Raw genomic sequence first — 24,528 nt, 5'->3', positions numbered from 1 at the left:
ATGCCGACCGCACCCCAGACCACCGACGAGCTGTACCGGGCGCTCCAGGAGAACGACCGGCGCCCCTACGGCCGTACCCGCACCGTCACGGCCGAGGAACTGGTCGACGCAGCCGAGCAGTTCACGGAGCCCGTCCCGCTCGTCGACGCGCTCCTCGCACTCCAGAAGGCGTACAACTACGGCTCCGAACCCAGGAAGTCACCCGTCGTCTTCGCCCGCCTGCTCACCCTCTTCGACGAGCAGCCCGACGTCTTCGACGAGCGCCTGCGCCACCTGCTGTTCTGGCGGTTCAAATGGGTGGCCCACGCCCTGCGCCAGCTGCCCGAGATACCGCTGGCCAGCCTGCGCCAATGGCTGACGGAGATGCGCGACCGGTACGAGAAGGCCGGCCTCGAACTCCAGCCCTACTACGGACAGGCGTACCAGCTCGCCGCCCACGTCGGCGAGGACACCACTCTCGCCTACGAGCTGTGGGCGGGCCGTACCCGCACCAGGCTCAGCGACTGCGAGGCCTGCGAGATCTGCGAGCGCGCTCTGTACCACCTCGCGGCCGGCGACGACGAGAGGGCGCTGCGCACCTGGGAGCCCGTGCTGGCCGGGAAGGAATCCTGCCAGGAGGAGCCCGCCCGCTCCGTCTCGTACGCGCTGCTTCCCCTGCTGCGCACCGGCAGCACCGACCGGGCCCGCGAGCTGCACCTGGCCGGTTACCGCGGGTGCCGCCGCAATCCGTCGATGTCCGGGGAGGTCGGCCGGCACCTGGAGTTCTGCGCGCTGACCGGCAACGAGGCACGCGGCCTGGAACTGCTCGCCGAGAACCGGAGCCTGTTCGACGACGTCGACTCGCCGCTGGACCTGCTCGACTTCCTCACCGGAGTGGAGGTCCTCCTCCAGCGCGTCGAATTCCTCGGCCACGGCGAGCTGCCGGCCGCCGGATACGCGGGCCGCACCTGGACGGTGGCCGGACTCCGCGCCGAGGTGCGTGGCCGCGCCGACGACCTCGCCGCCCGCTTCGACGCCCGCAACGGAACCACGGCCCACACCGACCGGCGCAGCACCCGCCTGGACCGTGCCCCACTCCTGGACGCACTGGAACTGACCCTGCGCGCCCGCGGCCTCGACGACGTGGCCCCGGCCGCCCCGGCTGCCGCGCCCGCCGCCCGCACGGCCGCCACCGTCCCCGAGCCGCTGCCCGAACTCATCGCCCGCGCCCGGACGTTGGACGAGCAGGGGCATCCGGACGCGGCGGCCTGCTGGGCACGGCTGCGCACGCTCGTCGCCGCCCCCGACTACGCCCACCCCGACGACCCGGCCGTGGGACCGCTCGTACGGCTGCGCGCGGACCTGCTGGCCGACCAGGCGAGCCGGGCGGGGGAGAAGGACGGGGCCGACGAAGCCGCCGCCCTGTACGAGGAGGCCGCGAGCCTGTACGACGAGGCCGGAGCGCCCGGTCATGCGGCGCTCGCCCGCGCCTGCGTCCTGCTCCCCGCGGGCGGGATCCCCGCCGAGGGTGCCGACGGAGCCGAGGCGAAGGCCGCCGCGCTGACCGCCGCCCACGCCGCCCTCGTCCGACTGCACGAGGAGACGCCCGGCCTCGCCCCGTACCAGGAGGCCCGCATGCTACGGCTGCGGGCGACCGCGCTCGGCCTGCGTCTGCAGACGTCGGGCGACGAGGAGCATCTCGCGCCGGTCCTCGCCGAGGTGGACCTGCTGCTCGCCTTCGCCACCCGGCACGACATCGCCGGACAGGTATCCGGCGCCCTGATGCTGCGGGCGAGTACGTACGCCCTTTCCGGCGATCTGCCCACCGCGGTCACGGAGACCGACGCCCTCCTGGACCGGCTGAGGGCGCACGGCCCCGCCTGGCACCTGCCCCGCACGCTCGGCCTGCGCGCCCGGATCCGGCTCGGCCTCGGGGACGCGCAGGCCGCGCACGCGGACCTGACCGAGAGCCTGCGCCTGGCCGCCGACTGGCCGACCGCCACGGTCGACACCGCCCGCCTCCACGGTGATCTGGCCGAGACCTGCATGCACCTGGGCCGCCCCCACGAGGCACTGCGGCACCTGACGCGCTCCGCGGAGCTGGAACTGCGCCACGGCAGCCGGACGGACGCGTTCTGCTCCTACAGCAACGCCGCCCAGCTCAGCCTCGACCTGGGCCGCGTCGAGGACTGCATCGCTCTGCTCGACTCCCTCCTGGCCGAACCGGACGTCGCCGCCGGAGAGCTGGACGACCGGCTCGTCGCCCAGCTGCGCCTGACCCGCGCCCGCGCGCTGCACGCGGGCGCGGACCTCAAGGCCGCCACGGCGGAGTTCGCCGCCCTCGCGGCCGAGTCGGCCGGCTGGGACGACGACCCCGGGAGCCACGCCATGATCGCCGCGGAGACCGCCGTACTCCTCGCCGAATCCGGCCAGTTCGGCCGGGCCCGCGAGGCCGCGAACCAGGCCCTCGCCGCCCACGTCCGGGCCCCGCGCCACGAGCAGCTCAGCAGCTGCCTGCGTGAACTCGCCCGCCTCCAGGCCCAGCAGCAGGGTTCCGACGGCCTCGCCGACGCCCTCGCCTTCCTCGCCGACGCGGGCAGGATCGCCGACGAGGCCCGCGCCGCGGGGTACGAGGTCCGCGGCCGCGCCCTGGACCCTGCCCTGGCCTACGAACACGGACGGGTCAACGCCTACGCCCGTGAGTACGAGACCGCCCTGGCCGCCCTGGACAAGGCCCTCACCCTGCTCGGCGAACCGGGACCCGACGCGGACCACGCCGGCGAGTGGGCCGAGTGCGTCCGTCTCGCGGGCGCCGTGGAGGGCATCTACCTGGAACGCCCCGCCCCCGCCCGCAGCCGCCTCGACGCGGCGGTCTCCCGCCTCACCGCCCTGGGCCACACCGAGGAGACCGAGCCGCTGACCTCCCTGGCGGCCCGGCTGCGCGAGAAGGACTGATGCGGCGGGTGCCTTCCCGATGCCGCTGCCGCCGGGCCGGGGCCGGGGCAGGCTCATCACGCCGGGGCGGCTTGCCCTGGTGGGTACGCTGGTACGGGCGTTGACGCGGGGCACTGCGCAACCGGCTTCGGCGTCCTGGTGGTGGACCTGAGCTCGAGGCGGGGGCATTGGCATGGCTACGAGGATCTCGGTGACCGTCAAGGGGCTGACCGGTCTGGACGATCTGGACCGGATGCTTGAAGAGCTGGCGGCGGAGACCGGTCTGCCGTGGCGCTCGTCGGCCGTCGACCAGGGCAAGGTGCTGACCGGCGGCATCGTCGAGATCGTCCTCGTGGCCGCGGTCGGCAAGGCGACCGAGATGACCGTGTCGGCCGCGGTGGACGCCGTGAAACGGGTTGTCGAGCGATGGCGCGGTGAGCGGCTGGATCCGCCCGAGACCTCGATCGGCACCGAGTCCGTGCCCGACTCCGCTGCCCAGCCGACGGCGGAAGGGCTGGACGGCTGAGATGGCGTCCCGTGCGGTGGTCATAGGACCGGCGGGGTACGCCGTCGGTTCGGGTTTGGACAGCCATCCGCCGATCGGCGAGAGCGCGCGCATGTACGGCGAGGTTCTCGCGGGCGACGAGATGTGGGGTGCCGACTGCTGCCGGGTCCTGACCGAGGACGAGGTCCAGACGGCTGACGGCGTGATGAGGGCGTTGCAGGAGGCCGCGGACGAGACGGGTCCCGACGACATCTTCCTGGTGGTGTATGTCGGCCACGGTCAGTACTGGAGTGACGTTCCCGGCGCGCAGGTCCATTTCTCCCTGGGCTCGTCCTACCGGGACAAGCCCTGGACATGGCTCTCCAGTTGGTATGTCTACCGCGTCATGCGCAAGGCCAGGGCGAGGCTGAAGGTCCTGATCGCCGACTGCTGTTACTCGAACCTGCTGCCCCAGCTGGGGGAGGAGGCCGTTCTTCCCGGAGTCCTGGGCGCGCTGGACGAGGGCACCTGTGTGTTCACGGCCGTCAAGAACGCCAGTTTCGCACCTGCTGAGGGTTGCTCGGCCCTGCCGGGGAATCTCGCCAAGTGCACACCGTTCAGCGGGCATCTGCTGCACATACTGCAGGATGGCACGAGGGACCACAATCACCAGCTCACCATCGGCCTCCTGCGGGAGGCGGTGAAGAAGGAGATGGAGAACTGCACAGGTGCCCAGCACCAGGTACCGAGGATGTCGCTGAACGACGCCCGTGACGGCACTCCGCTCTTCACCAACCAGATGGAGCTCAAGAAGCGCGATCCGGTCCCGCAACTCCCGGTCGACCCCGAGGACTGGGTCAGGACGTTGATGATGGACCGGGACTCCCGCCTGGATGAACTGCTGAAGGACGAGCGGAAGACCGGCGACGTGGTGGCACTGCTCAGCTCCAGGCCGGACGAGGCCAGCCGGCACCTCGCGCGGCACATCGACGTCAGGGCAAACCAGGCGTTCAGCTCGCCCCATGCCTTTGCCCGCTACTGGAACCAGGTGGAGAAGGCACTGCGCGTATGACGGAGGGCCAGACACCCGTGGGCTCTCCCGTGGCCAGGAGTTCCGAGGGTGACGGTACGGCGGAGCCGTGGGGCTTCGGCTACGAATGGGTGACCAAGTGCTCGGTCGCCGCCTTCAAGGAGCGCATGCAGGCCATGCGGGAGGGCGAGCGGCCCGTCACCGAGAGCAGCGAGAAACCCCGGCCCGCCAACGCGATCAGGGCCCTGCACGCGTTCGCCATGCTCAGCACCATCGACCGGCTCATCGAGTGCGCGGTGAGTTTCGACTACCGGGACGCCGTCAACATGGTGGCCACGGCGGCGCTGAGCCGGAACATCATTCATGCCGCGGAACTCGCCATCCGGCAATGGGATGCCGAGCGTGCCAGTGCGGGCGGGCACCCACGGCTGACGGACGGCGTCATCCACGACATCGCCTGCCAGCGCACGGTGCTCGACGTCGCCGTCTTCGTCCGGGAGTGCCGTCGCGCCGGGAAGAGCGAGCTGGTGGACAGGACGCTGCGCGTGTTCACCACACCGAGTTCGGGGCGGACCAACCTCGACAAGGCCCTCCTCTACATCGCGCTCCGAGACGAGAAGTGCGCGGAAGAAGCCGCCGAGCTGCTCCGTCAGACCCTCGTCGCGATCACCGAGCACGCACATGTGCCGTTGCAGGCCTCATACACCATTCCCAGGGAGTTCCAGGACCTCGCCGGCGCGCTGCACCAGCTCAGTCCCTCCGAGCGGATCCTGGAGGAGTGGGTCGACGCACAGTTGCGGATTCCGGATCACGTACCCGAGACGAGACGGATCGTCGCCCATCTGGTCGCCACCCGGACCGACAGTCCCGACACTCTGGTGGAGCATGTCGGCACCCGGCTGTCCCAGCACGACATCGCGGAAATCTGCGGCCAGCTGGCCAGGCAGGGGTCCGCCGAGAAGTGCGTGCTGATCCGGGAGCACGCCGCGTCGCGCGACAACGTGGAGCACCTGGCGGAGATCGTCATCGCCTGGCACCGCTCAGAGGCCCTCACCAGGACGACCAAGGACCTGCTCGCCGACATCGTGGCCAGGGGGACGGCGCGAGCGGCCGGGCCGCGCTCGCCGGTGGAACTCGACTACCTGGACACGGTACTGGGCAACTTCAACGCCCAGCCGGAATGCAGGAGGCTGCTTCGCATCGCCGCCGCGGTGCACACCGACGGCCGCTCCGGAGCCGATCTGGCCGGTCTGCTGGTCAGGATCGAGCGGCCGAGGGACCGCAACCGTGCGGCCCAGACGATCGCCCAGCGACTTGCCGCGCGCGTCCTCGAAAAGGGCGCCGACGCCGGACTCTTCGTCGAGTACGTCACAGGGCTGCGGGGCCACGGCCGCGCCGAGGCCGTAGATCTGGCCTGCAAGGAACTGGCGGACCCCTCCGACCCCGTCGGCGTGATCCGGGGTTCGGGTGCGGTCATCGCCGAGATCGCCGCCTGCCTGTACGGCGCGGCGCTGCCCCGCGACGGCTGGGACCTGCTGGAACGATGCCTGGAGAACGAGCAGCGTGTCACCCCTCAGGACGTGGCGCTGGTCGTCGACCGGCTGCGCACCAGCACCATGGAGGAAGAGGACAGGCATTTCCTGCTCCGTGCCACGGTGGGCCGCTGGTCCGATGCGAACCGCCGGGAGGAGGCGGTCCGGGAGCTGCGCGGCAGGGGATTCGAGGCGGAGGCCACGGAAGTCATTCGTTCGCTGCGCTAGCGGCCGCGGCGGGTCGGCCGGTGCCCGGCGTCGGCAGCATGGGCGCCACTTCGGCCATGTGGCGTCTGGACGCGTCGACCAGGCCCTCGAAGGCAGCGAGCGCAGCGGCAACGGCCAGGAACCCCCCGAGGAGCTTGGGGAGCACACCGACCGAGGAATCGCCCAGCAGCGTCAGCAGCGTCAGCACCGCGAGGTGGCCGATCAGCCAGAGCGCGGCCTGGGCGGCGGGGCTGGTGCGCCAGTGCCGAAACAGCGTCACGTGCACCTTCGCGTCGTACATCCGGCCGAAGGCGGGCAGCCGGCGGGCGAGGAACGGCAGGCACAGCAGCAGGGCGCAGCCCACCGTGAGGGTCGCCATGCCCCGCCACAGGGGGGCCCAGCCCGCCCCGTAGAGGATCAGTGCGATCAGCGCGAAACCGGCCCGCGCCAGGACCTCGCGGACGCCACGGCGCAGGGGGGACCAGCCGGTCAGGTGGTCGCGGAGCGACACGAGGACGACGCCCGGGACGGCGTAGACGACCAGTGTCAGCACTCCGGTGATCGCGACGAGGGAGCTCCAGCTGCCGCCGACCCCCAGCAACGCGATGCTCGCGACGAAGAAGTCGACCACCAGAACCAGCCAGTACACGTCGTACCGCCGCCTCAGGGACGCCTTGCGGGCGGTCTGCAGCCCGCGGTGCGTGAGATGGGCCCGGCTGAGCGCTGCCACTTCGCGGGTGAGCGCATGGGCGAAGACGAGCCCCGCGCCCATGGGTGAGATCACGGCGCCGATCCTGAGCAGCCACCAGAGCCACCACAGGGAGAGGGCGTAGGCGAACTGGGCATAGGGCGACGGCTCGGTGCCGGCCGGATTCCAGTAGGACGCCTGATACTTCGTGAAGACGACCTGAAGCGATATGTACAGGACCATGGCCCCGGTGATCGTTCCGAAGACCGCCCTGCGGAGCCGGGCCGCCTCACCGATTCCCCGTCCCCACCGCTTGATGTTCCCGGCGAAGTCCAGCGGTCCCTGGAAGCCGACGTAGGCGAAGATCACGCCGCTGCCGACGACCGCTGCCAAGGCGGCGCCCGCACCCTTTCCGGTGCCGCCGTCACCCGCGTGGGGACTGCGGTGGTCGAAGCCGGCAGCGATCAGCAGCGCGACGGTCAGGACGGGGATGACGACCTTCACCACCGTCAGCCAGGAGTTGATCCTGAAGAAGATCCGCGGGGCCACCAGATTCACCGCGGAGATCGCCGCCATGAACACCAGGGCGTAGCCCCAGCCCTTGAGGGTGAGCGCCTGGGAAGAGTCCAGGAGCCCGTGGACCTTCCAGGACAGGCCCCTGGTCATCGCGACGGCCTCACTGGAGAGGTTGATCGCGTAGAAGATCCACAGGCCGGCCGCGACCACGGTCGCCACCAGCGCCCCGCTGCTCTGCAGCGGCAGGAATATCAACCCGCCGGTCTTGGGGGCGACGGTGCCCAACTCGACCATGACCGCGGCGATCAGCAGCATGAGCAGGCCGCCGAACACCCAGGCCAGGTAGGCGTCCGAACCGGCCCGGCGGAACGCGTCGTCCGCGCCCAGCAGCCAGCCGGAACCGATCATGCCCCCGGCCGCCAGCCCGACGAGGTGGAACACCGACAGCCGCCGCTGCTCGTCCTCGTCCTCGGCGCGAACCGGCGGTCGGCCCTGAGGTCTCACTTCCCGGACACTCATCCGTCCTGTTCCCCCGCGTAGCGTCGGCAGATCCTCACGCACAGTGGCGAACAGGGTACTGGTCGGTGCGGGCCGGGGACACGGCGTTCCGGCCCGCACCCACCTGTTCCGTCGGAAAGGACTCCGGCGCCGAACTCGCCTCCCGCAGGGCACAGTTGTGCCATGTGTCGGTGCCGGAGGCCACCGGGACCCGGCCGTGTCCTCGCCCTCGTGGAAGAGATGTGAAGACCGCCCGGGAGGACACATGAAACCGATGAAAGTCCTGAGGGCCGCGTGGCGTTGGGGCCGGGGTGCGGCTTTACTGGGAGTTACCCGTGGACCATCGCCAGGCAGAGGCATGGTGGGGATCCGGGTAACGGGAGGACTGTCGATGGCTTACGCCAAGGGGTATGACGTGTCCGACTTCCAGTCGGGCATTCCGGGGGACGCGGGCTTCGTCTTCATCAAGGCGACCGAGGGAGCGCATACCGAACAGAGCGGCTACAAGCGGAAGTTGGCGGACGCGCGCCGCCGCGGCCTGGTCGTCGGGCACTACCACTTCCTGCACGCGGAGAACGCGGTGGCGGACGAGGTGGACCACTTCTGCCGGGTGGTCGGCCATGTGCCGCAGGGCGAGCTGCTGGTGCTGGACTTCGAGCCGTACGGCCAGAACGTGAGTGACGCGCACGCGACCCAGGTGAAGAACCAGTGGCTGGCAGCGGTGAAGCGGCACTACCCGGACAACCGGGTCGGCCTCTACGCCAACCGGGACTACTGGTTCCGGACAGATGACAACGCGGGTGACTTCCTCTGGATAGCGGACTACGTCACACCGGGCGCACCCAGGATCCGGGCCCCGTGGACGTTCCATCAGTACACCGAACGGCCGATGGACATCGATGTGTACCACGGCACCATGCAGCAGCTGAGGGAGTGGGCGGGCGCCACGGCGTCGAAGCCGGGCCCCGCGCCACGGCCGCAGCCGAAGCCCACACCGCCCCCCAAACCCCAACAGCCCTGGCACGGACTGCAGTTGGTGCGGCGCGCCGAATGGGGTGCCCGACCGTGGCGGGAGCCGAACGGGTCGATCCCGTACCACGAGCCGCGCAAGGGCGTGAAGGTCCACTACCTGGGCACGGCCTACACCTTCGGCCCGCACTCCACCTGTGCGGCCTATGTGCGACGCATCCAGAACGGGCACATGGACTTCGACAAGTGGTCCGACATCGGCTACAGCTTCGTGGTCTGCGAGCACGGCGTGGTCTTCGAAGGCCGGGGGCTGGAGCGACGCAACAGCGCCAACGGGAACGTGCCGCTCAACGAGGCGCACTACGCGGTCTGCGCGCTGGTCGGATCCTCCGGGTCCACCACGCCCACCTGGGACCAGCTCAACGGCCTGCGGGACGCGATCGAGTACTGTCAGAAGCACGGCCCGGCCGGCCCGGAGATCAAGGGCCACCGGGACGGGTATGCCACCGCCTGCCCCGGGCCGACGCTCTACGCGTGGGTGCGCGAGGGGGCGCCGCGGCCGGCGGGCTCGGGCACCAGCCCCAAGCCGGAGCCGGAGCCGAAACCGGAGCCGAAACCGCAGCCCAAGCCACAGCCGAAGCCTGAACAGCCGACGCGCCGTCAAGTCACCCTCGGCGGGCTGCATTACGGCTTCGGCGCCAAGGGCATGCATGTCACAGCGGTCGGCCGCGCGCTGGTCGGCGCCGGGTTCGGCAAGCACTACCACGAGGGCCCCGGCCCCGAGTGGACGGATGCCGACACCCTCAACTACGCGGACTACCAGCGCAGTCAGGGCTACTCAGGCGCCGACGCCGACGGCGTCCCCGGCGAGCGTTCGCTGCGTGCCCTGCTGCACGGGGCGATCCCGCTGGCCACGGTCGTGCACGGCAAGGTGGTCGACTCGGCTCGGCGCGACCCGGGCGCCCCGCAGGGCGCGACCAGCAATCCGGACCACGTCCTCACCGTCGAACTCGCCCTGGCGGAAGAGGAGTTGCTCGACCGCAGATGGGTCGACGGCTCCTTCGGAACCAAGTCCGTCGCCGCCTACTCGGAGCTCCAGAAGCGCTACGGCTACACCGGGATGATGGCCGACGGCATCCCCGGCAAGGACTCGCTGACCAGGCTCGGCCACGCGCACGGCTTCGCCGTCGAGTGACTTCTGCCGCGAGAGACTGAGGAAACCGTCATGTATCAGATAGCCCTGTCCCTCTGGCGTACCTTCGTGCCCTACCTGGTGGCCTTCGTCGTGCTGCAGGCCGCCCGGCTGGGCATCCACCTGAACAACGCCACCGTGAACTCCGCGCTGACCACCGGCTTCGGCACGGTCTACTACGCGGTCTTCCGCGTGCTCGAGCAGCGCTACGGCGCCCGCTGGGGCTGGTTCCTCGGAGCGGCCAGGCCGCCGTCCTACGCGCCCGCGGGTGCTGCCGCCTCCGGCAGCCGCGCGATCGACTACACCAAGCTCCCGGAAGGGGGCTGACGTTCAATCAACTAGCTCTGGTTCAAGGATAGTTGTGAAGAAGGTTGGGTCGAGGCGTGCAGATATCAGTTCCCGGTCGGAAATGAGCAGGACTGGCCGGATGGAGTCCTTGACCGGTGCGCAATCGGACCGTGAGACTCGTTCTGCACTCAGGCACCAGGGACTTCATGCACAACCAGCGCAACGCCTCTGCGGTACAGGTGCCGTGGAGGCTGCGACGGGGGAATCAGTAACGGCCGCACTGGGCCTCTTCCAGTGCTCGTGTACATGTCGTGACTCCGCGCTCGTTCGGCGGCGGCCACAGCGCACCGCGCACCGACCGTCGGTTCGCGCGCGTCTTCCTCCTTCTTTCTTCTTCGTGTCCCCGGGTGCGACAAGGGAATGGAGGGGGAATTGACGACGACACCGACCTATCCCGGCGTCTACATCGAGGAACTGCCGAGCAGCGTCCGCACGATCGGCACCGTGACCACCTCGGTCACCGCCTTCGTGGGCCGCACCCGGCGGGGACCCGTGGACAGGCCCGTGACCATCACCAGCTTCGCCGACTACGAGCGGCAGTTCGGCGGCCTCGACCCGCAGAGCCCGGTCAGCTACGCCGTGCAGCAGTTCTTCGTCAACGGCGGCACGGTCGCCGTCATCGTTCGCGCGGTGGCGGCCGGCACGGGCAAGTCGGCGACCGTGACGCTGCACTCGACCGAGAGCAGTACCGAGACCCCGGTCCTGGAGGTCACCGCCGAGCAGCCCGGCGCCTGGGGCGCGGGCCTCAGGCTCCTCGTGGACTACGACACCACCGCTCCGGACAGCACCTTCAACCTGCGGGTCTTCGACATCGCCGGCGGTGTCAACGAGTTCTTCCCCGGGCTGTCGGTCAAGGCCGGCGACTCCAACTTCGCCGAGACCGTGGTCAACGACGGCTCCGACGCCATCAGGGTGAAGGTGCTCGCCGAGCAGCGCCCGGACCCGGTGGGCACCGTCTCCAAGCCCTTCGCCGCCACCCTGCCCGACCTCACGCAGCAGATCGAGGTCAAGATCGGGGACGTCCGGCGCACCTTCCGCATCTACGACGCCGAGCAGGACGGCAAGGCCCCGGTCACCGTCACCGACCTCGCCCTGCTCCTGGAGCGCAAGCTGCGCGCGCTGCCGGACGCCCCCGGCAAGCGCGTCTTCACGGGGACCACCGTCACCGCCGTCGGCAAGCGCCTGCAGATCGTGGCCGGTTCCACCGACCCCGCCGACACCGTGCGCTTCGTCGGCGAGGCCGCCAACAACCTCGGCCTGGAGGGCGGCGTCAACCCGCCGGTCTTCGCGCTGGCCGGCGGCGAGGACGGCGGAGCGCCCGGCCCGACCGACCTCATCGGCAGCGAGCCGGAGAAGAGCGGCATGCAGGCGCTGCGCGACGTCCAGGACGTCAACCTTCTGGTGCTGCCCGAGATTTCGGCCTACCCGGACATCGAGGATCAGCTCACCGTGCTCTCGGCGGCGCAGGCGCTGGCCGAGGAGAAACGGCTCTTCGTCATCGCCGACGCCCCGCAGACCTGGTCGAGCGTGGACGCGGCGCGGGCCGGTCTGTCCGCCTTCGACCCGGTGCGCAGCGACCACTCGGCGCTCTACTTCCCGCAGGTGGAGCTGATCGACCCGCTCACCGGCCGGCTGCGCTCCTTCCCGCCGTCCGGCAGCGTCGCCGGGGTCTACGCCCGCACCGACGCCGCGCGCGGGGTGTGGAAGGCGCCGGCCGGGACGGAGACCCCGCTCTCCGGGGTGCGGGCGCTGGGCGTCAAGCTCACCGACAAGGAGAACGGGCTGCTCAACCCGCTGGGGCTGAACTGCGCGCGGAGCTTCCCGGTCGTGGGCCCCGTGGTGTGGGGCGCGCGGACGCTGGCGGGTTCGGACGTACTGCAGTCCGAGTGGAAGTACGTCCCGGTGCGGCGGCTGGCGCTGTTCATCGAGGAGAGCCTCTACCGCGGGCTGCGGTGGGTGGTCTTCGAGCCGAACGACGAGCGGCTGTGGTCGCAGATCCGGCTCAACGTCGAGGCCTTCCTGCAGAAGCTCTTCCAGCAGGGGGCGTTCCAGGGGACGACTCCGCGCACGTCGTACTTCGTCAGGTGCGACAGCTCGACCACCACACAGGCGGACATCGACCGCGGAGTGGTCAATGTGCTGGTCGGCTTCGCGCCGGTGAAGCCCGCGGAGTTCGTGGTCGTCCAGATCGAGCAGATGGCCGGGCAGTTCGAGGCATAGGTTCAGGGGTTAGGAAGCAGCTTTCATGGCCGAGTTCACCGTCAATCCGCAGCGATTCGACCCCTACAAGAACTTCAAGTTCCTGGTGGTCTGGGACGGCCGGGTGGTCGCCGGCATCAGCAAGATCAGCCCGATGAAGCGGACCACCGAGGTGGTCAAGCACCGCAACGGCGGCGACCCCAGTTCGCCGCGGAAGTCCCCGGGACGCACCGAGTTCGAGGCGATAACCCTGGAGCGCGGGGTCACCCACGACCCGGAGTTCGACCGCTGGGCCAACAAGGTCTGGCAGGTCGGCGCCGGTCCGGGCTCCGAGGTCTCGCTCGCCGACTTCCGCAAGGACCTGGTCATCCAGGTGCTCAACGAGGCCGGACAGGTGGCCGTCGCACACAAGGTGTTCCGGGCCTGGCCGAGCGAGTACCAGGTGCTCGGCGAGATGGACGCCAACGCCAACGCGGTCGCCATCCAGAGCCTCAAGCTGGAGTGCGAGGGCTGGGACCGGGACTGGTCGGTCCCGGAGCCGCAGGAACCCACGTACACCAACCCGGCGTAGCCGACTGTGCTTTCGGAACGTTCGGCCGGCGCATCCGTCGACGCGGCCACCCTGTTGGCCGTGTGGGAGGCGGGGGTGGCCGCGGGGTACGCCAAACGCGCCCTGCTGCTGCACTCCGCAGCCCGGCCGGCGGCGGACAGCGAGGAACTGCTGTCGGTCCCGGTCGGGCGCCGCGACGCCGATCTGTTCGCGCTGCGACGCGAACTCTTCGGGGAACGGCTGGAGGTGCGCGTGACGTGCCGTGAGTGCGGTGAGGAGATGGAGTTCGCGCTCGGGGTACAGGACGTCATCGGTGCCGGTACGGCCGAGGTCGCGGACGGACCGCTGGCCGTCGAGGCCGACGGCTGGACGGTGCGGTTCCGGCTGCCGACGGCCGGGGACCTGGCCGTCGTGGAGGCATCGCCTTCCGCGGATGCCGGTGCCGATCTGGTCGCCCGGTGCGTGCTGCACGCCGAACGTTCCGGAACCGAGGTGGCGGCCGACACGCTGCCCGAGCACGTGCGGCAGCGCGTCGCCCGGGCCGCGGCCGAGGCCGACCCGGGGGCCGACGTCCGGCTCAACCTGGCCTGCCCGGCCTGCGCTCACCCGGCCACCGCCGAACTGGACATCGCCTCGTACCTGTGGGCCGAACTGGACGCCTGGGCGCGGGGCACCCTGCAGGACGTCCATCTGCTCGCCGGCCACTACGGCTGGAGCGAGTCCGAGATCCTGGCGCTCAGCCCGCTGCGGCGCCGCTACTACCTGGAGCTGTGTGCGGATGCCTGACCACTTCGACCGCCTGGTGGGGCGGACCGCTCCCGCGGCCGCGGCCTCCGGCGGCGCGGACGGCGCGGCGGACACCGGTGTGGTGCGGGTGCGCCCGCGCCTGCCGGGCCCGTTCGAGCGCATGGACGCCTTCGGAGCGCGTGTCAACCCGTTCGGACCGGACCTCGAGGAGCGCGAGCCGGCTGAGCCCGCGCGACGGACCGAATCAACGACCGTGCGTCATACGGCGGTCGAGGCAGCGCCGCGCCACGACCTGGCACCCGTCCGGCCCGCGGTCCGGCAGCTGCCGTCGGTGCTTCGCGAGCAGACCGCTCCGCAGCACGGAGTGCTGATGCCCGCCGCCGTACCGCAGCCCGTCCCCGAACCGTCCGCCGGCCCCGCCCGGCGGTCCGCCGCGGAGGACGGGCGCGGCGACCCGTCGCGGCGAGCGACGGACTCCGGGCGGCCGACCGCGGAGACGACGGTCCGTCGCGAGTCCTTCGCGGCCCGGCAGGACACCGCCCAACGCCCCGTCGCCGCCGTTCCCGCCCAGACCGCCCGCCCCGCGGCCCGCCCGGCCGCCCCCGCCGCCGGACGCCAGTCCGCCCGCGACACCACCGGGCGGCGCACGCCCGAGCGGACCGTGCACATCAGCATCGCCCGACTGGAGGTCCGCGCCGCCTCACGGGGTGGCGCGGTCGCAGCTCCGCGCCCGTCCGAGCGCGCGCAGCGAGCCGGTCGTCCGTCGCCCGTGCTGAGCCTGGAGAAGTATCTGTCCCGCGGGGAGGCCCAGCGATGAGCAACACCCTCGCCGTGGCCACGGTCACCGAGGCCCTGCGCCAGCAGATCGCGCAGTCGCTGGCGCCCGACATCCCGTTCGCCGTCGACGTCGGCGCACGCAAGCCGCCGACGGACCCGCCGGCCGAGCCGACGATCACCATCTTCCTGTACCAGGTGACGCCGAACGCCTCGCTGCGCAACATGGACGCGCCCACCCGAGCGGCCGACGGCACCGTGCTCACCCGGCCCTCGGCCGCCCTCGACCTGCACTACCTGATCAGCTTCTACGGCGACGAGGCCGAACTGGTCCCGCAACGCCTGCTGGGCTGCGTGGTGCGCGCCCTGCACGAGAACCCGGTGCTGTCCAAGGCGATGATCGAGGCCGCCGCCGAGCAGCCCCACCTCCAGGGCACCGACCTGGCCGACTCCCCGCAGCGGGTGCGCTTCACACCCACCGCGCTGGACATCGACGACACCTCCAAGCTCTGGGGGATGCTCTACCAGAACAACACCCCCTACGCCCTCTCCCTCATCTACCAGGGCATCGCCGTGATGATCGACGGCCGGGCGACACCGGTCGAGCCCAAGCCCGTCAAGACCCGCACCGTGCACGCCGTGCCGGAAGTCGGCTGAGCGGGAGCGGAGTCACGGCCATGGGAGGGGAGAAGGCGAAGGTGCCCGGCGGCGGCGATCTGCACCACAAGGCGCTGTCCGTGGCGGTGGAGGCGGTACTGGCCCGCCTGGACGCGCACGCGTCCGGGCGCGAGGGCGGCGGCACCGCCCGGTCCGAGCTGCCGGCCTGCCCCGAGCCGGAGCCCGGCAGCGCCCTGGACACCCTCTGCTCCTGCTTCGGCCTGAGCCCCTTCGAGCGCGACGTCCTCGTCCTGGCCGCCGCAGCCGAGCTGGACTCCACCACCGCGAGCCGGTGCGCCGCATCCGGCGGTGAACCGGCGCGGCCGTACCCGACCTTCTCCCTCGCCCTGGCCGCCCTGGACGACGCCCACTGGAGTGCGCTCGCCCCGGTCGGCCCGCTGCGCCGCTGGCGGTTGCTCGAACTGGACGACCGGGACGGGTCCGTGGCCCTCACCGCCTCGCGGCTCCGGATCGACGAGCGGATCCTGCACTTCCTCGTCGGCGTGGACTACCTGGACGTCCGCCTGCACGGGCTGCTGAGCCGGATCGCCACGCCGACGGCGGCCCTGCCGCCCGCGCACGAGGGCACCGCACGTGAGGTGTCCGCGAGTTGGGCCGCAGCCGAGCTGGACGCGCTGCCGCACGTCGAGCTGGTCGGGGCCGACCGGCAGACCCGTTGGGAGATCGCCGCCGCCGCGGCCCGCGAGTCCGGGCTCACCCTGTACGCGGTCTCCGCCGAGGACCTCCCGACCGATCCCGGCGACCGCGACCAACTCGCCCGGCTGTGGCAGCGGGAGGCGGTGCTGCTGCCCGCGGCGCTGCTGGTGGAGTCGCACGACGGTGCGTCGGTCTCGCTGGGCGAGGCGCCGTCCGGGCTGTCCGCCCGGGACACCTCGGCCGCCGTCGACGCCCTGACCGCCGGGCTCGCCGTACCGCTGGTGCTCTCCGCCGACGACCCGCGTCCGGCGACCGCTCGCGCCCGCGCCGAGCGGGTGACCGTTCCCGCGCTCAGCGCGGAGGAGCAACTGGACGTCTGGACGGCTGCGTTGGGCGATCTGCCGGACGTCACCGAGATCGGACTGCGCGGGCTGGTCGCCCAGTTCTCGCTGCCCGCGCACGTCATCCGCTCGGCGGCCACCTCGGTACGGCGTTCGCCGGACGACGGCGAAGGCGGCAGCGATCCGACCCAACTGGCGTGGCGCGCAGGTCTGGTGGAGGCCCGCATGGCCCTCGACGAGCTCGGCCGCCGGGTCGAGCCGCGCGCCGGCTGGGACGATCTGGTGGTCGCCGAACGACAGCGGGCGATCCTCCGCGAGATCGTCGCCCACGTGCGCCGCCGGGGCACCGTCCACCAGGAGTGGGGCTTCGAGAGCGTGCTGCGCCGCGGACTCGGCGTCACCGCGCTCTTCGCGGGCGGATCCGGCACCGGGAAGACGCTGGCCGCCGAGGTGATGGCGGGCGAGCTTGGCGTCGACCTCTTCGTCATCGACCTCTCGCAGGTGGTCAGCAAGTACATCGGTGAGACGGAGAAGAACCTCCGCCGGGTCTTCGACGCGGCCGAGCGCGGCGGCGCCCTGCTGCTCTTCGACGAGGCCGACTCGCTCTTCGGCAAGCGCAGCGAGGTCAAGGACAGCCACGACCGGTACGCCAACCTGGAGGTCAGCTACCTCCTGATGCGCATGGAGGCGTACCGCGGCCTTGCCGTCCTCACCACCAACATGAAGAAGGCCCTGGACAACGCCTTCATGCGGCGGATCCGCTTCGTCGTCGACTTCCCCTTCCCGTCCGTGCCGGAGCGCGCCGAGATCTGGCGCCGCGTCATCCCGGACCGGACACCGACGGAGGGCCTGGACCCCGTGCGGCTCGCCCAGCTCACCGTCGCCGGCGGTTCGATCCGCAACATCGCACTGGCCGGTGCCTTCCTCGCGGCCGAGGAGGGCAGCCCGGTGCGCATGCGGCACATGCTCGCCGCGGCGCGCACCGAGTACCTCAAACTCGAACGCTCCCTGACGCCTTCGGAGGTGGACGGGTGGGTCTGAACGGCGCACATGACGTACACGGCATACATGGGGTACCGGACGTGCACCGCGTACCTGCGGACAGGCGGCAGGCGCTCCTCCCCGCCGCGCCGACGGCGATCCGCATCGACATCGGTGAACTCGCCTTCGACGGCTTCGCCTTGACCACGCGTGACGCCGAGCGCGTCCGCGAGGCGTTCCACGGCGAGCTGGACCGGCTGGTCCGCGAGCGCGGAGTCCCGGCCGCCCTGCTCGCCGACGGGGACCGCGCACTCGACCTCCTCTCCGGGCTGCCCGAGCTGCCCGCCACCGGCAACCCACGCCGCCTGGGCGAGGCCCTTGCCCGCGCCATCCACGCCGGCCTGTCCGGTGCCGGTGCCGCGAACGACCGCAGGGGGCGCCGTTGAGCAGCACCCACGCGCCCGCGCAGAGCCGGCAGAGCAGCAGCGGCAGTAACAAGCAGAAGGCCCGCAAGCCGCAGCGCTCCGCCCGCACGCCCGAGCCCAAGGAGATCATCAGCGGGGCCGGCCACCCCCTCGACCCGGGCGTCCGCAGGGAGCTGGAGGCGCGGCTCGGCCACGACTTCAGTCGCGTCCGCGTGCACACCGACGAGGACTCCGCCGCGCTGGCCGACCTGGTCGGCGCCGACGCCGTCACCGTCGGCCAGGAGATCTTCTTCCGCAAGGGTGCCTTCCGCCCCGGCACCGAGGACGGCCGCCGCCTGCTCTCCCACGAGCTGCTGCACACCGTCCAGGTGCCCGACCAGCCGGGGCGGCTGCGCGCAGGCCGCGACTTCGGCGGCGTCAGCCTGCCGACCGACGCCGTCGAGCAGCAGGCCGAACAGGGCGCGCGCGGCACGGACACCGGAACGCCCGAGGTGACCCGCGATGCCTCCGCCACCCCCGGCTGGCTTCGCTACGCCCGCGTCGACGCCGACCGGCTGCGCAGCGAACGGCTGGACCCGGCGACCCTGGTGGACCGGCTGACCGCCGGCATCCTCCGCTCCCTGCGCGGCGACCCCACCGACTCCTCCGGCCGCGTCCGCAGACAACTCGTCCGGTTCGCCCCCGAGTTGGAGCAGGCGGTGCTCGCCAGGCTCGAACTCCGCCTGCCGTCCTCCGACTACCAGCGCGTCCTCGCCCTCGCCGAGCAGACCTCGCACCTGCCGGAGGGGGTGGACACCCCGCTCGCCCCGGTCCCGGTCACGGACACGGTCGACCGGACCGAGGCCGAGCACGACCAGGACGACGTACGGGAACGCGATCACCGCGAGACCGAGCAGGAGGAGCGCGAGGACGCGGCCGAGGGGCGTCGCCGCGAGCACCGGCGCCCGGACGGTTCCTCCCGGCAGCCGGAGGAGGGCCGGGGCCGGCAGCGGCCCGAGCAGGAGCAGCACGAGGAAGAGCGCCCGCAGCAGCGCGACCACCAGGAGGAGCTGAACAAGCGCAAGCCCTCCAGGCAGCGCAGGCGCGCAAGGCAGGACTCCCAGCAGCAGGGCGGGACTTCCTCCTCGTCCGGCACCGGGGCCGACGCCTCGGCATCCGCCGAGTCCTCGGCACCCTATGGGGCCACCGCCGGCCAGCCCGCCTCCGCCCGGCCCGGCGCCGCCACCGGGGCCCAGGCGCAGGCAGCCCAGCCGGGTCAGGACCAGGCACAGGGCGCAACCGCCGCCCAGCAGCAGGCCGACGGCCAAGGCGCCCAGGACAGCAACCGCAAGGACCAGCAGGACCGGCAGGACCGGCAGGACCGGCAGGACGACAAGGACCAGCAGGCCGAGCAGCAGAAGACCGACGAGAACAAGGACCCCAAGGACAAGCCCGCCGCCGCGAAGGCCGAGGGCTCGCCGGAGCACGAGCGGAACTCCGCGGCCAAGCAGCCCGTCGCCGGCAGCAAGCCGCACAACCCGGACCACCTGCCCACCCCGCAGCCCGGTCCCGTGCGCCCGGAGGAGGTCGACAGGACCGCCGAGGACCGCGACGGCTCACTCGCCCGCCACGGCGTCCTCGAGGACGACGAGGAGCACGGCGAACATCCCGAGCAGGAGCAGCCCGAGGGCCTGGAGCCGGGCGCCGACGGCGAGGTCGACGGTCCGCACGGCGGCGAGAGGCCGGGCGCCGCCGGCGAGGCGGAGACGGAGCTCAAGCCGGAGGACTTCGTCCCCTCCGCCGACCTCGACGTCTCCGCCGTCCCGACGGCCGACCGGATCCACCTGCCCGCCGACGGTTCCGCCGCGGCCCGCGCCGAGGTCCCCGGCTTCCCGGCGCCGCCCCCGACCAAGGCGGAGAAGGTCCAGGCGGCGCGCGAGAGCGAGCGCGAGGACGACGAGCCCGCCGAGCCCCCCACGGCGACGGCCCCGCCCGCTCCGGGCCGCCGTACTCCGCAGTCGGCCCCGCAGCCGGGCCCCGTCGCGGAGAACGAGGCCGGGGACCGTACCGAGCACGACCTCCAGACCGACAAGCCGGCCGAACAGGAGGTCGGCCCGGACCCCGAGCACGCCCAACCCGCCGCCGACGCCTCCCCGGCCGCGAAGCCGGAGGCCGAGGCGGACCGACCTGCGGACGGTACGTCAGCACAGGGTGTCCAGAGCGAGGAGGGCGCCGCCCCCACCCCCGCCCAGCAGGAGAGCGCCACCGAGCACAACGAGCGCCAGGAGGCCGAGCACGCCCCGGCCCCCGCGACCCCGCCCTCCGCCCGCGCCTCCGCGCGGCCCGCCGCGGCGCTGCACTCGCCCCAACCGGCGGGCGCCCCACAGGGATCGGGCCACACGGGTCCGACCCCGGGCCGCGCACCTGCCCCCGTCGCTGCCGCCGCCGGCCCGGCCGGCGCACCCGAGCCGTCGGCCGCGGTCGCGGGACCGGGAGCCGGGCCCGGCGCGGCCGCTCCGGCCCGCGTCGCCGCGAAGTCCCCCGTCCTCGGACCCGCCGACCAGCAGTCCGACGCCCCGGGTGCCCTCGGCGCCCAGCCCGCTCCCGGCGCCTCGCTCGAACCGGGTGGCGGCGCCTGCGCGGGTTCCCCGCAGCCCAGCACCGAGGCCGACAAGCCCGAAGGCAGCGGCGGCGGTTGCGGAGGCGGAGGCGGCGGCGCCCAGGAGCAGAAGAGCCCGGCCCCGCCCAACGTCTCCGACCAGGACCCGCAGGCCGCTCTGGGTACGGCCGCGAGCGTGCCGCCGGACCAGACGGTCACCGTCCTCGACGGCGCCGACGGAGCGGTCGACCACTCCATCGGCCGGCAGCAGGACCAGCTCAAGGCCGCCCCACCGACCGCGCAGCGCCCTTCCGGCGCGCCCCAGACCCTGTCCGGCAACCCGCCGGAGGAGGCCGTGGCCCCGCAGGTGTCGGGCCAGCTGGAGCGGGTGGCCCCGCCCGGACAGGGCGAGCAGCAGAAGGCCGACGGCCGGCAGGTCGAGGGCCAGAACCCGGCCCAGCAGGTCCAGACCCCCAACGTCCCGGACACCGACGCGGGCCACGCCGACGCGCACGACGTCCAGAACATGCAGGACGCGGTCGACGACGTCCCCTCCACCGACCCCGGGCTGAACGTCACCGTGGGCCCGGCCCCGCAGGTGCAGCTGACCGGCGACGCCGACCCGAAGCTGACGGACCAGCAGGCCGGCAAGTACAACGACAAGACGTCCGAGATCCAGGACACCGGCCGCCAGGACGCGGCCAAGCCGCTGGGCGAGGACCAGATCTACCCGGACGTCCCCCAGGAGACCCTGAAGGGCAACGTCCCCGGGGGCGCCGGCGGCCAGGGCGGTGGTGGCCAGGGCAAGGCCGGTGCGCAGCTGAAGCCCGGCGAGGCGACCGTCGTCCAGCAGCAGCGCGGCCCGCAGATCAAGCAGGCGATCGGCCAGGGCCAGGGCCAGGTGGGCAGTGCCCAGGCCAAGAACAAGCAGCAGCAGGCCGACGCGCGCAAGCAGAACCAGTCGGACATCGACAAGGCGACCGAGGACAACGCCAGGAGGCAGACCGACAAGCGCGGTGAGGTGGGCGTCCAGGCCAGGCAGGCGCGCGACGACTGGCGCTCCGAGCAGGACAAGAAGATCGCCGACTCCGACAAGCAGGCGGATCAGTCGCACTCGGAGAACCACCAGAAGATCCTCTCCAAGCGCGACGACAGCAACAAGCAGGTCAAGGACCGGCAGACCAGCGACAACAAGAAGATCCAGGACAACCGTGAACAGGCGCAGCAGAAGGCCCGGGACGAGAAGGAGAAGAAGAAGCACGAGTCATCGGGCTGGTTCGGCTGGATCACGTCCAAGATCAAGGATGCCTTCAACGCCCTGCTGTCCGCGGTAACCAAGATCTTCGACTTCTTCCGCAAGCTGGTCAACGACATCATCGACGGCTTCAAGAAGTTCGCGGACTCGGTCATCGACACCTGCCGCAAGCTCGCCGTGGCACTGATCAAGGTCGTCGCCGATGCGCTGATCAAGATCTGCGACGTCCTGCTCGCCGCGTTCCCGGCGTTGCGTGACAAGTTCCGCAAGGCCATCGAGGCCCTGCGCGACGCCGCCATCGCGGCGGTCAACGCCCTGGCGGACGCGCTCAAGGCAGCGGTCAACGCGCTCCTCGACGCGCTGGGCGCCGCACTCAACGCGCTGCTGAAGCTGGCCGAGGCCACCCTCAAGGCCATCATCAACCAGGTCCGGGCGGCGGTCGAGGCCGCGATCAACTTCGTCAAGGCGGCCATCGCCGCGCTCGGCCAACTCGCGGCGCTGATCGCGGACATCGCCCCGGACCCGGGCGGCTGGCTGCACAAGATGGGCGCCGCCGCGATGGACGGCATCCAGCATCACCTCTGGGGCGCGATCAAGACGGCGGTGAAGGCCTGGTTCGACCAGAAGGTCGAGTCCGTCGTCGGCTTGACGTCCACCCTCCTGAACATCCTCGTCAAGGGCTGCATCTCCCTCAAGAAGATCGGCCAGATGGCCTGGAAGGCGATCATCTCCGCCCTTCCGATGATGCTCGCGCAGATCATCATCGAAAAGGTCATCTCGATGATCGTGCCTGCGGCCGGGGCGATCCTGACGATCATTCAGGGCCTCATGGCCGCCTGGGGTACCGTCAGCAAGATCATCGCCGCCTTCGGCAAGTTCTTCGCCTTCCTGAAGGCGGTGAAGGCGGGCCCGGCCGCCTGCCTCTTTGCCGAGGCGGTCGCCGCAGGTGTCGTCGCCCTGCTCGAGTTCGTCTCCCAATACCTCCTCTCCAAGCTCAAGGCCGCCGGAAAGGCGGTCGGCTCCAAGCTCAAGTCCCTGGCCCAGAAGATCATGAAGGCCCTCGCGAAGGCGGGCAAGGGCGCCAGGAAGGCCGTCGGCACCGCGGTCAACCGCGCCCGCACGGGCCTCCGCAACGCGATGTCCTCGCTCCGCGAACGCTTCCCGTCCCGCCGCCGCCCCGCCGAGTCCCCCCTCGGCGAGCACCCCCACGAGCGTCCGGGCGAGCCCGGTGCGACGGCCCGTCATGGGGAGGAGGAGCGTCCTCGGACGCACCACCCCGAGGAGCGGCCGACCCACGCCGGGCAACCTGCCGAGCACCAGGACCACAAGTCCGCCAAGCCGCACGAGCCCGAGGAGCCGAAGAAGGCGCACGAGCCCGAAAAGCCGAAGGAGCCCGCCCGCCCCAAGGACCCGGTCTCCCGCGCAGGCCGCACCCTCAACCGCGCCAAGGGCGCCGTCAGGGGTGCCCTGGCCAAGGCCCGCAACGCCGCTCGCGCCCTGGGCCGCAAGCTCAAGAACAGCAAACTGGGCCGCGCCATCCGCAACGGTGCCCACAAGGTCTACAACGCGTACAAGCGCAAGCGCGACCAGCTGCGCGACTGGTGGAACAAGCACAAGGAGCAGCGCAAGCAGAACCGCGACAACCGCCATAAGAAGGAGAACTCGCCGCAAGCCAAGGAGCAGCGTTTGGAGCGTGCGGTCGCCAGGATCAGACCGCGCGCCGAGGCCCTGCTGCGACATGGTGTCCCGGAACCGATCCTGCGGGCATTCCTGGCGGCCGCGAGGATCTGGTATCGCCTCACCGACCTCTCCATGGTCGGGGGTGAGAGCTTCAGCTTCAAGGCGACCATCAACCCCGACATGACGTTCTCCAACGGGGCTACCGTCGACCGTGACAGGTTGCTTCGATTCCTGCGTCAGGTGGGGCGAGAGGTCGTCTACTCGAACACCAGCCGCCATCAAGCCGACACCGGAATTACGGGCGGTGTGCAACCCCGCGGGAAAAAGCCGAAGGATCGGACGGTTCTTTCCGTCGACGAGGGCGTGGGATTCGGAGGTGTTCAGAATTACTCACGTCGCATGGCTGCCCGGCCTCCCCTCACTCATGAGGACGTCGACTTCCAGCGGGACGACGGTCAGCCGCCGCTGACGGCGACGCGGTATCAGGGGTACCCGCCCAGGGGAGTGCCGAGGAGTCAGGTGCAGAAGCATGTCATCGTTCGAAACAAGGTGACGCGGGTGAACTTCCCTCCGGCCGGCCCGGCGGCGGCTCCCGTTCCGGGGCTTGAGAACGCCAAAGAGTCGTACAAGAAGCTGATCCACAACGTTTCTCAGCCTGGCGTCGGGGTGGTGATGGCACCCCAGATGCTGTCCCTCCTGGGAGGCGGACGGCCGACGGGGAATCTGGCGGACACATCCGCGGCGCTCACGGATGTGATGGCCAATGACGAGGGGATGCGCAGCATAGCGGCAACCACCACCACCGCGATGCTGATCGAGGCCGCGAATGCCAGGGAGGGGGCACCCGACCTGGCCAAGTTCCAGATGATCGCCGGCGGCGCCCAGGCCGACGCGACCGAGCTCAACTCCTTTGTCGAATCCGGCAGTCGACGCGGCGCACTATCGGAGGACCTCAGTGCGGGGGCGCAGCGGATGATGGAGGCCGAACTTGGTATTGTGGAGGAATGGATAAAGGCCCTGGACATCAAGGTCGATCGCTCCTCCAAAACGAGCACGGAAGATCAGCTCTGCGGCCAAATACGACGCCACGTTGAAGCCATCTACGCCATAAAGAAGAAAGACATCGAAGCATTCCAGCTGAGGAGTGAATCGAGGCAGGGCGGGATGGACATGCAGACTTTCCAGCGTCTCTGGAGGGCGCGGAACGGGAGTGGAAATGACTAGCGGCCGTTACCGGTCCCGTAACCTGATCTGTCAGGCCGGTCCGACCGAAGCAGAGGATCAGGCAGAACGCTGCGCAGAGTCAC

At 71.3% G+C, this 24,528-nt stretch carries 15 protein-coding genes; 14 read left to right on the top strand and 1 reads right to left on the bottom strand.

Annotation, left to right across the window (positions count from 1 at the left end):
* The 4 genes from LMU33_RS37120 to LMU33_RS37105 all read left to right on the top strand — a co-directional run bounded on the left by LMU33_RS37120 (position 1) and on the right by LMU33_RS37105 (position 6,187).
* Positions 1-2,934, top strand: a complete 2,934-nt coding sequence (locus LMU33_RS37120) for a hypothetical protein (protein WP_228625788.1) — start codon at positions 1-3, stop codon at positions 2,932-2,934.
* Positions 2,935-3,106: 172 nt separating this feature from the next.
* Positions 3,107-3,439, top strand: coding sequence for a hypothetical protein (locus tag LMU33_RS37115; RefSeq protein WP_228625786.1), 333 nt, complete (start codon positions 3,107-3,109; stop codon positions 3,437-3,439).
* Position 3,440: 1 nt separating this feature from the next.
* Complete coding sequence (locus LMU33_RS37110; protein WP_228625784.1) at positions 3,441-4,469, top strand: caspase family protein; 1,029 nt, start codon at positions 3,441-3,443, stop codon at positions 4,467-4,469.
* Positions 4,466-6,187, top strand: a complete 1,722-nt coding sequence (locus LMU33_RS37105) for a hypothetical protein (protein WP_228625782.1) — start codon at positions 4,466-4,468, stop codon at positions 6,185-6,187. The genes LMU33_RS37110 and LMU33_RS37105 overlap by 4 nt, the downstream gene beginning before the upstream one ends.
* Here the strand turns inward: LMU33_RS37105 and LMU33_RS37100 are convergent.
* The gene (locus LMU33_RS37100; RefSeq protein WP_228625780.1) at positions 6,168-7,874 is read right to left on the bottom strand and encodes an APC family permease; all 1,707 of its coding nucleotides are present in this window, start codon (positions 7,872-7,874) and stop codon (positions 6,168-6,170) included. The genes LMU33_RS37105 and LMU33_RS37100 overlap by 20 nt on opposite strands.
* Before the next feature lie 385 nt (positions 7,875-8,259).
* Here LMU33_RS37100 and LMU33_RS37095 point away from each other — a divergent pair, with 385 nt between their 5' ends.
* From LMU33_RS37095 to LMU33_RS37050, 10 genes are all read left to right on the top strand, one after another.
* Entirely contained in the window at positions 8,260-10,032 is a 1,773-nt protein-coding gene (locus tag LMU33_RS37095; RefSeq protein ID WP_228625778.1) for a peptidoglycan-binding protein, read from the top strand.
* Positions 10,033-10,062: 30 nt separating this feature from the next.
* Positions 10,063-10,356 (top strand): hypothetical protein, encoded by a 294-nt coding sequence (locus LMU33_RS37090; RefSeq protein WP_228625776.1) that lies wholly within the window; start codon positions 10,063-10,065, stop codon positions 10,354-10,356.
* 393 nt (positions 10,357-10,749) lie between these two features.
* Entirely contained in the window at positions 10,750-12,597 is a 1,848-nt protein-coding gene (locus tag LMU33_RS37085; protein WP_228625774.1) for a phage tail sheath C-terminal domain-containing protein, read from the top strand.
* 25 nt (positions 12,598-12,622) lie between these two features.
* Positions 12,623-13,147: a phage tail protein gene (locus LMU33_RS37080; RefSeq protein WP_228625772.1), complete on the top strand. Its 525-nt coding sequence runs from the start codon at positions 12,623-12,625 to the stop codon at positions 13,145-13,147.
* Between the two features lie 60 nt (positions 13,148-13,207).
* Positions 13,208-13,912, top strand: coding sequence for a T4 family baseplate hub assembly chaperone (locus LMU33_RS37075; protein WP_228625771.1), 705 nt, complete (start codon positions 13,208-13,210; stop codon positions 13,910-13,912).
* Entirely contained in the window at positions 13,905-14,690 is a 786-nt protein-coding gene (locus LMU33_RS37070) for a hypothetical protein (protein ID WP_228625769.1), read from the top strand. The genes LMU33_RS37075 and LMU33_RS37070 overlap by 8 nt, the downstream gene beginning before the upstream one ends.
* Positions 14,687-15,304: a Pvc16 family protein gene (locus LMU33_RS37065; protein WP_228625767.1), complete on the top strand. Its 618-nt coding sequence runs from the start codon at positions 14,687-14,689 to the stop codon at positions 15,302-15,304. The genes LMU33_RS37070 and LMU33_RS37065 overlap by 4 nt, the downstream gene beginning before the upstream one ends.
* Before the next feature lie 20 nt (positions 15,305-15,324).
* Positions 15,325-17,343 (top strand): AAA family ATPase, encoded by a 2,019-nt coding sequence (locus LMU33_RS37060; RefSeq protein WP_228625765.1) that lies wholly within the window; start codon positions 15,325-15,327, stop codon positions 17,341-17,343.
* Between the two features lie 41 nt (positions 17,344-17,384).
* Positions 17,385-17,729 carry a hypothetical protein gene (locus LMU33_RS37055; protein ID WP_228625763.1) on the top strand — a complete coding sequence of 115 codons (345 nt, stop codon included), beginning with the start codon at positions 17,385-17,387 and terminating at the stop codon, positions 17,727-17,729.
* Positions 17,726-24,445 carry an eCIS core domain-containing protein gene (locus LMU33_RS37050; RefSeq protein ID WP_228625761.1) on the top strand — a complete coding sequence of 2,240 codons (6,720 nt, stop codon included), beginning with the start codon at positions 17,726-17,728 and terminating at the stop codon, positions 24,443-24,445. The genes LMU33_RS37055 and LMU33_RS37050 overlap by 4 nt, the downstream gene beginning before the upstream one ends.
* Positions 24,446-24,528: the final 83 nt, after the last annotated feature.

This window comes from Streptomyces barringtoniae (assembly GCF_020819595.1).
Taxonomy (GTDB): Bacteria; Actinomycetota; Actinomycetes; order Streptomycetales; family Streptomycetaceae; genus Streptomyces; species Streptomyces barringtoniae.
This window is presented reverse-complemented; position numbering and strand designations above follow the sequence as displayed.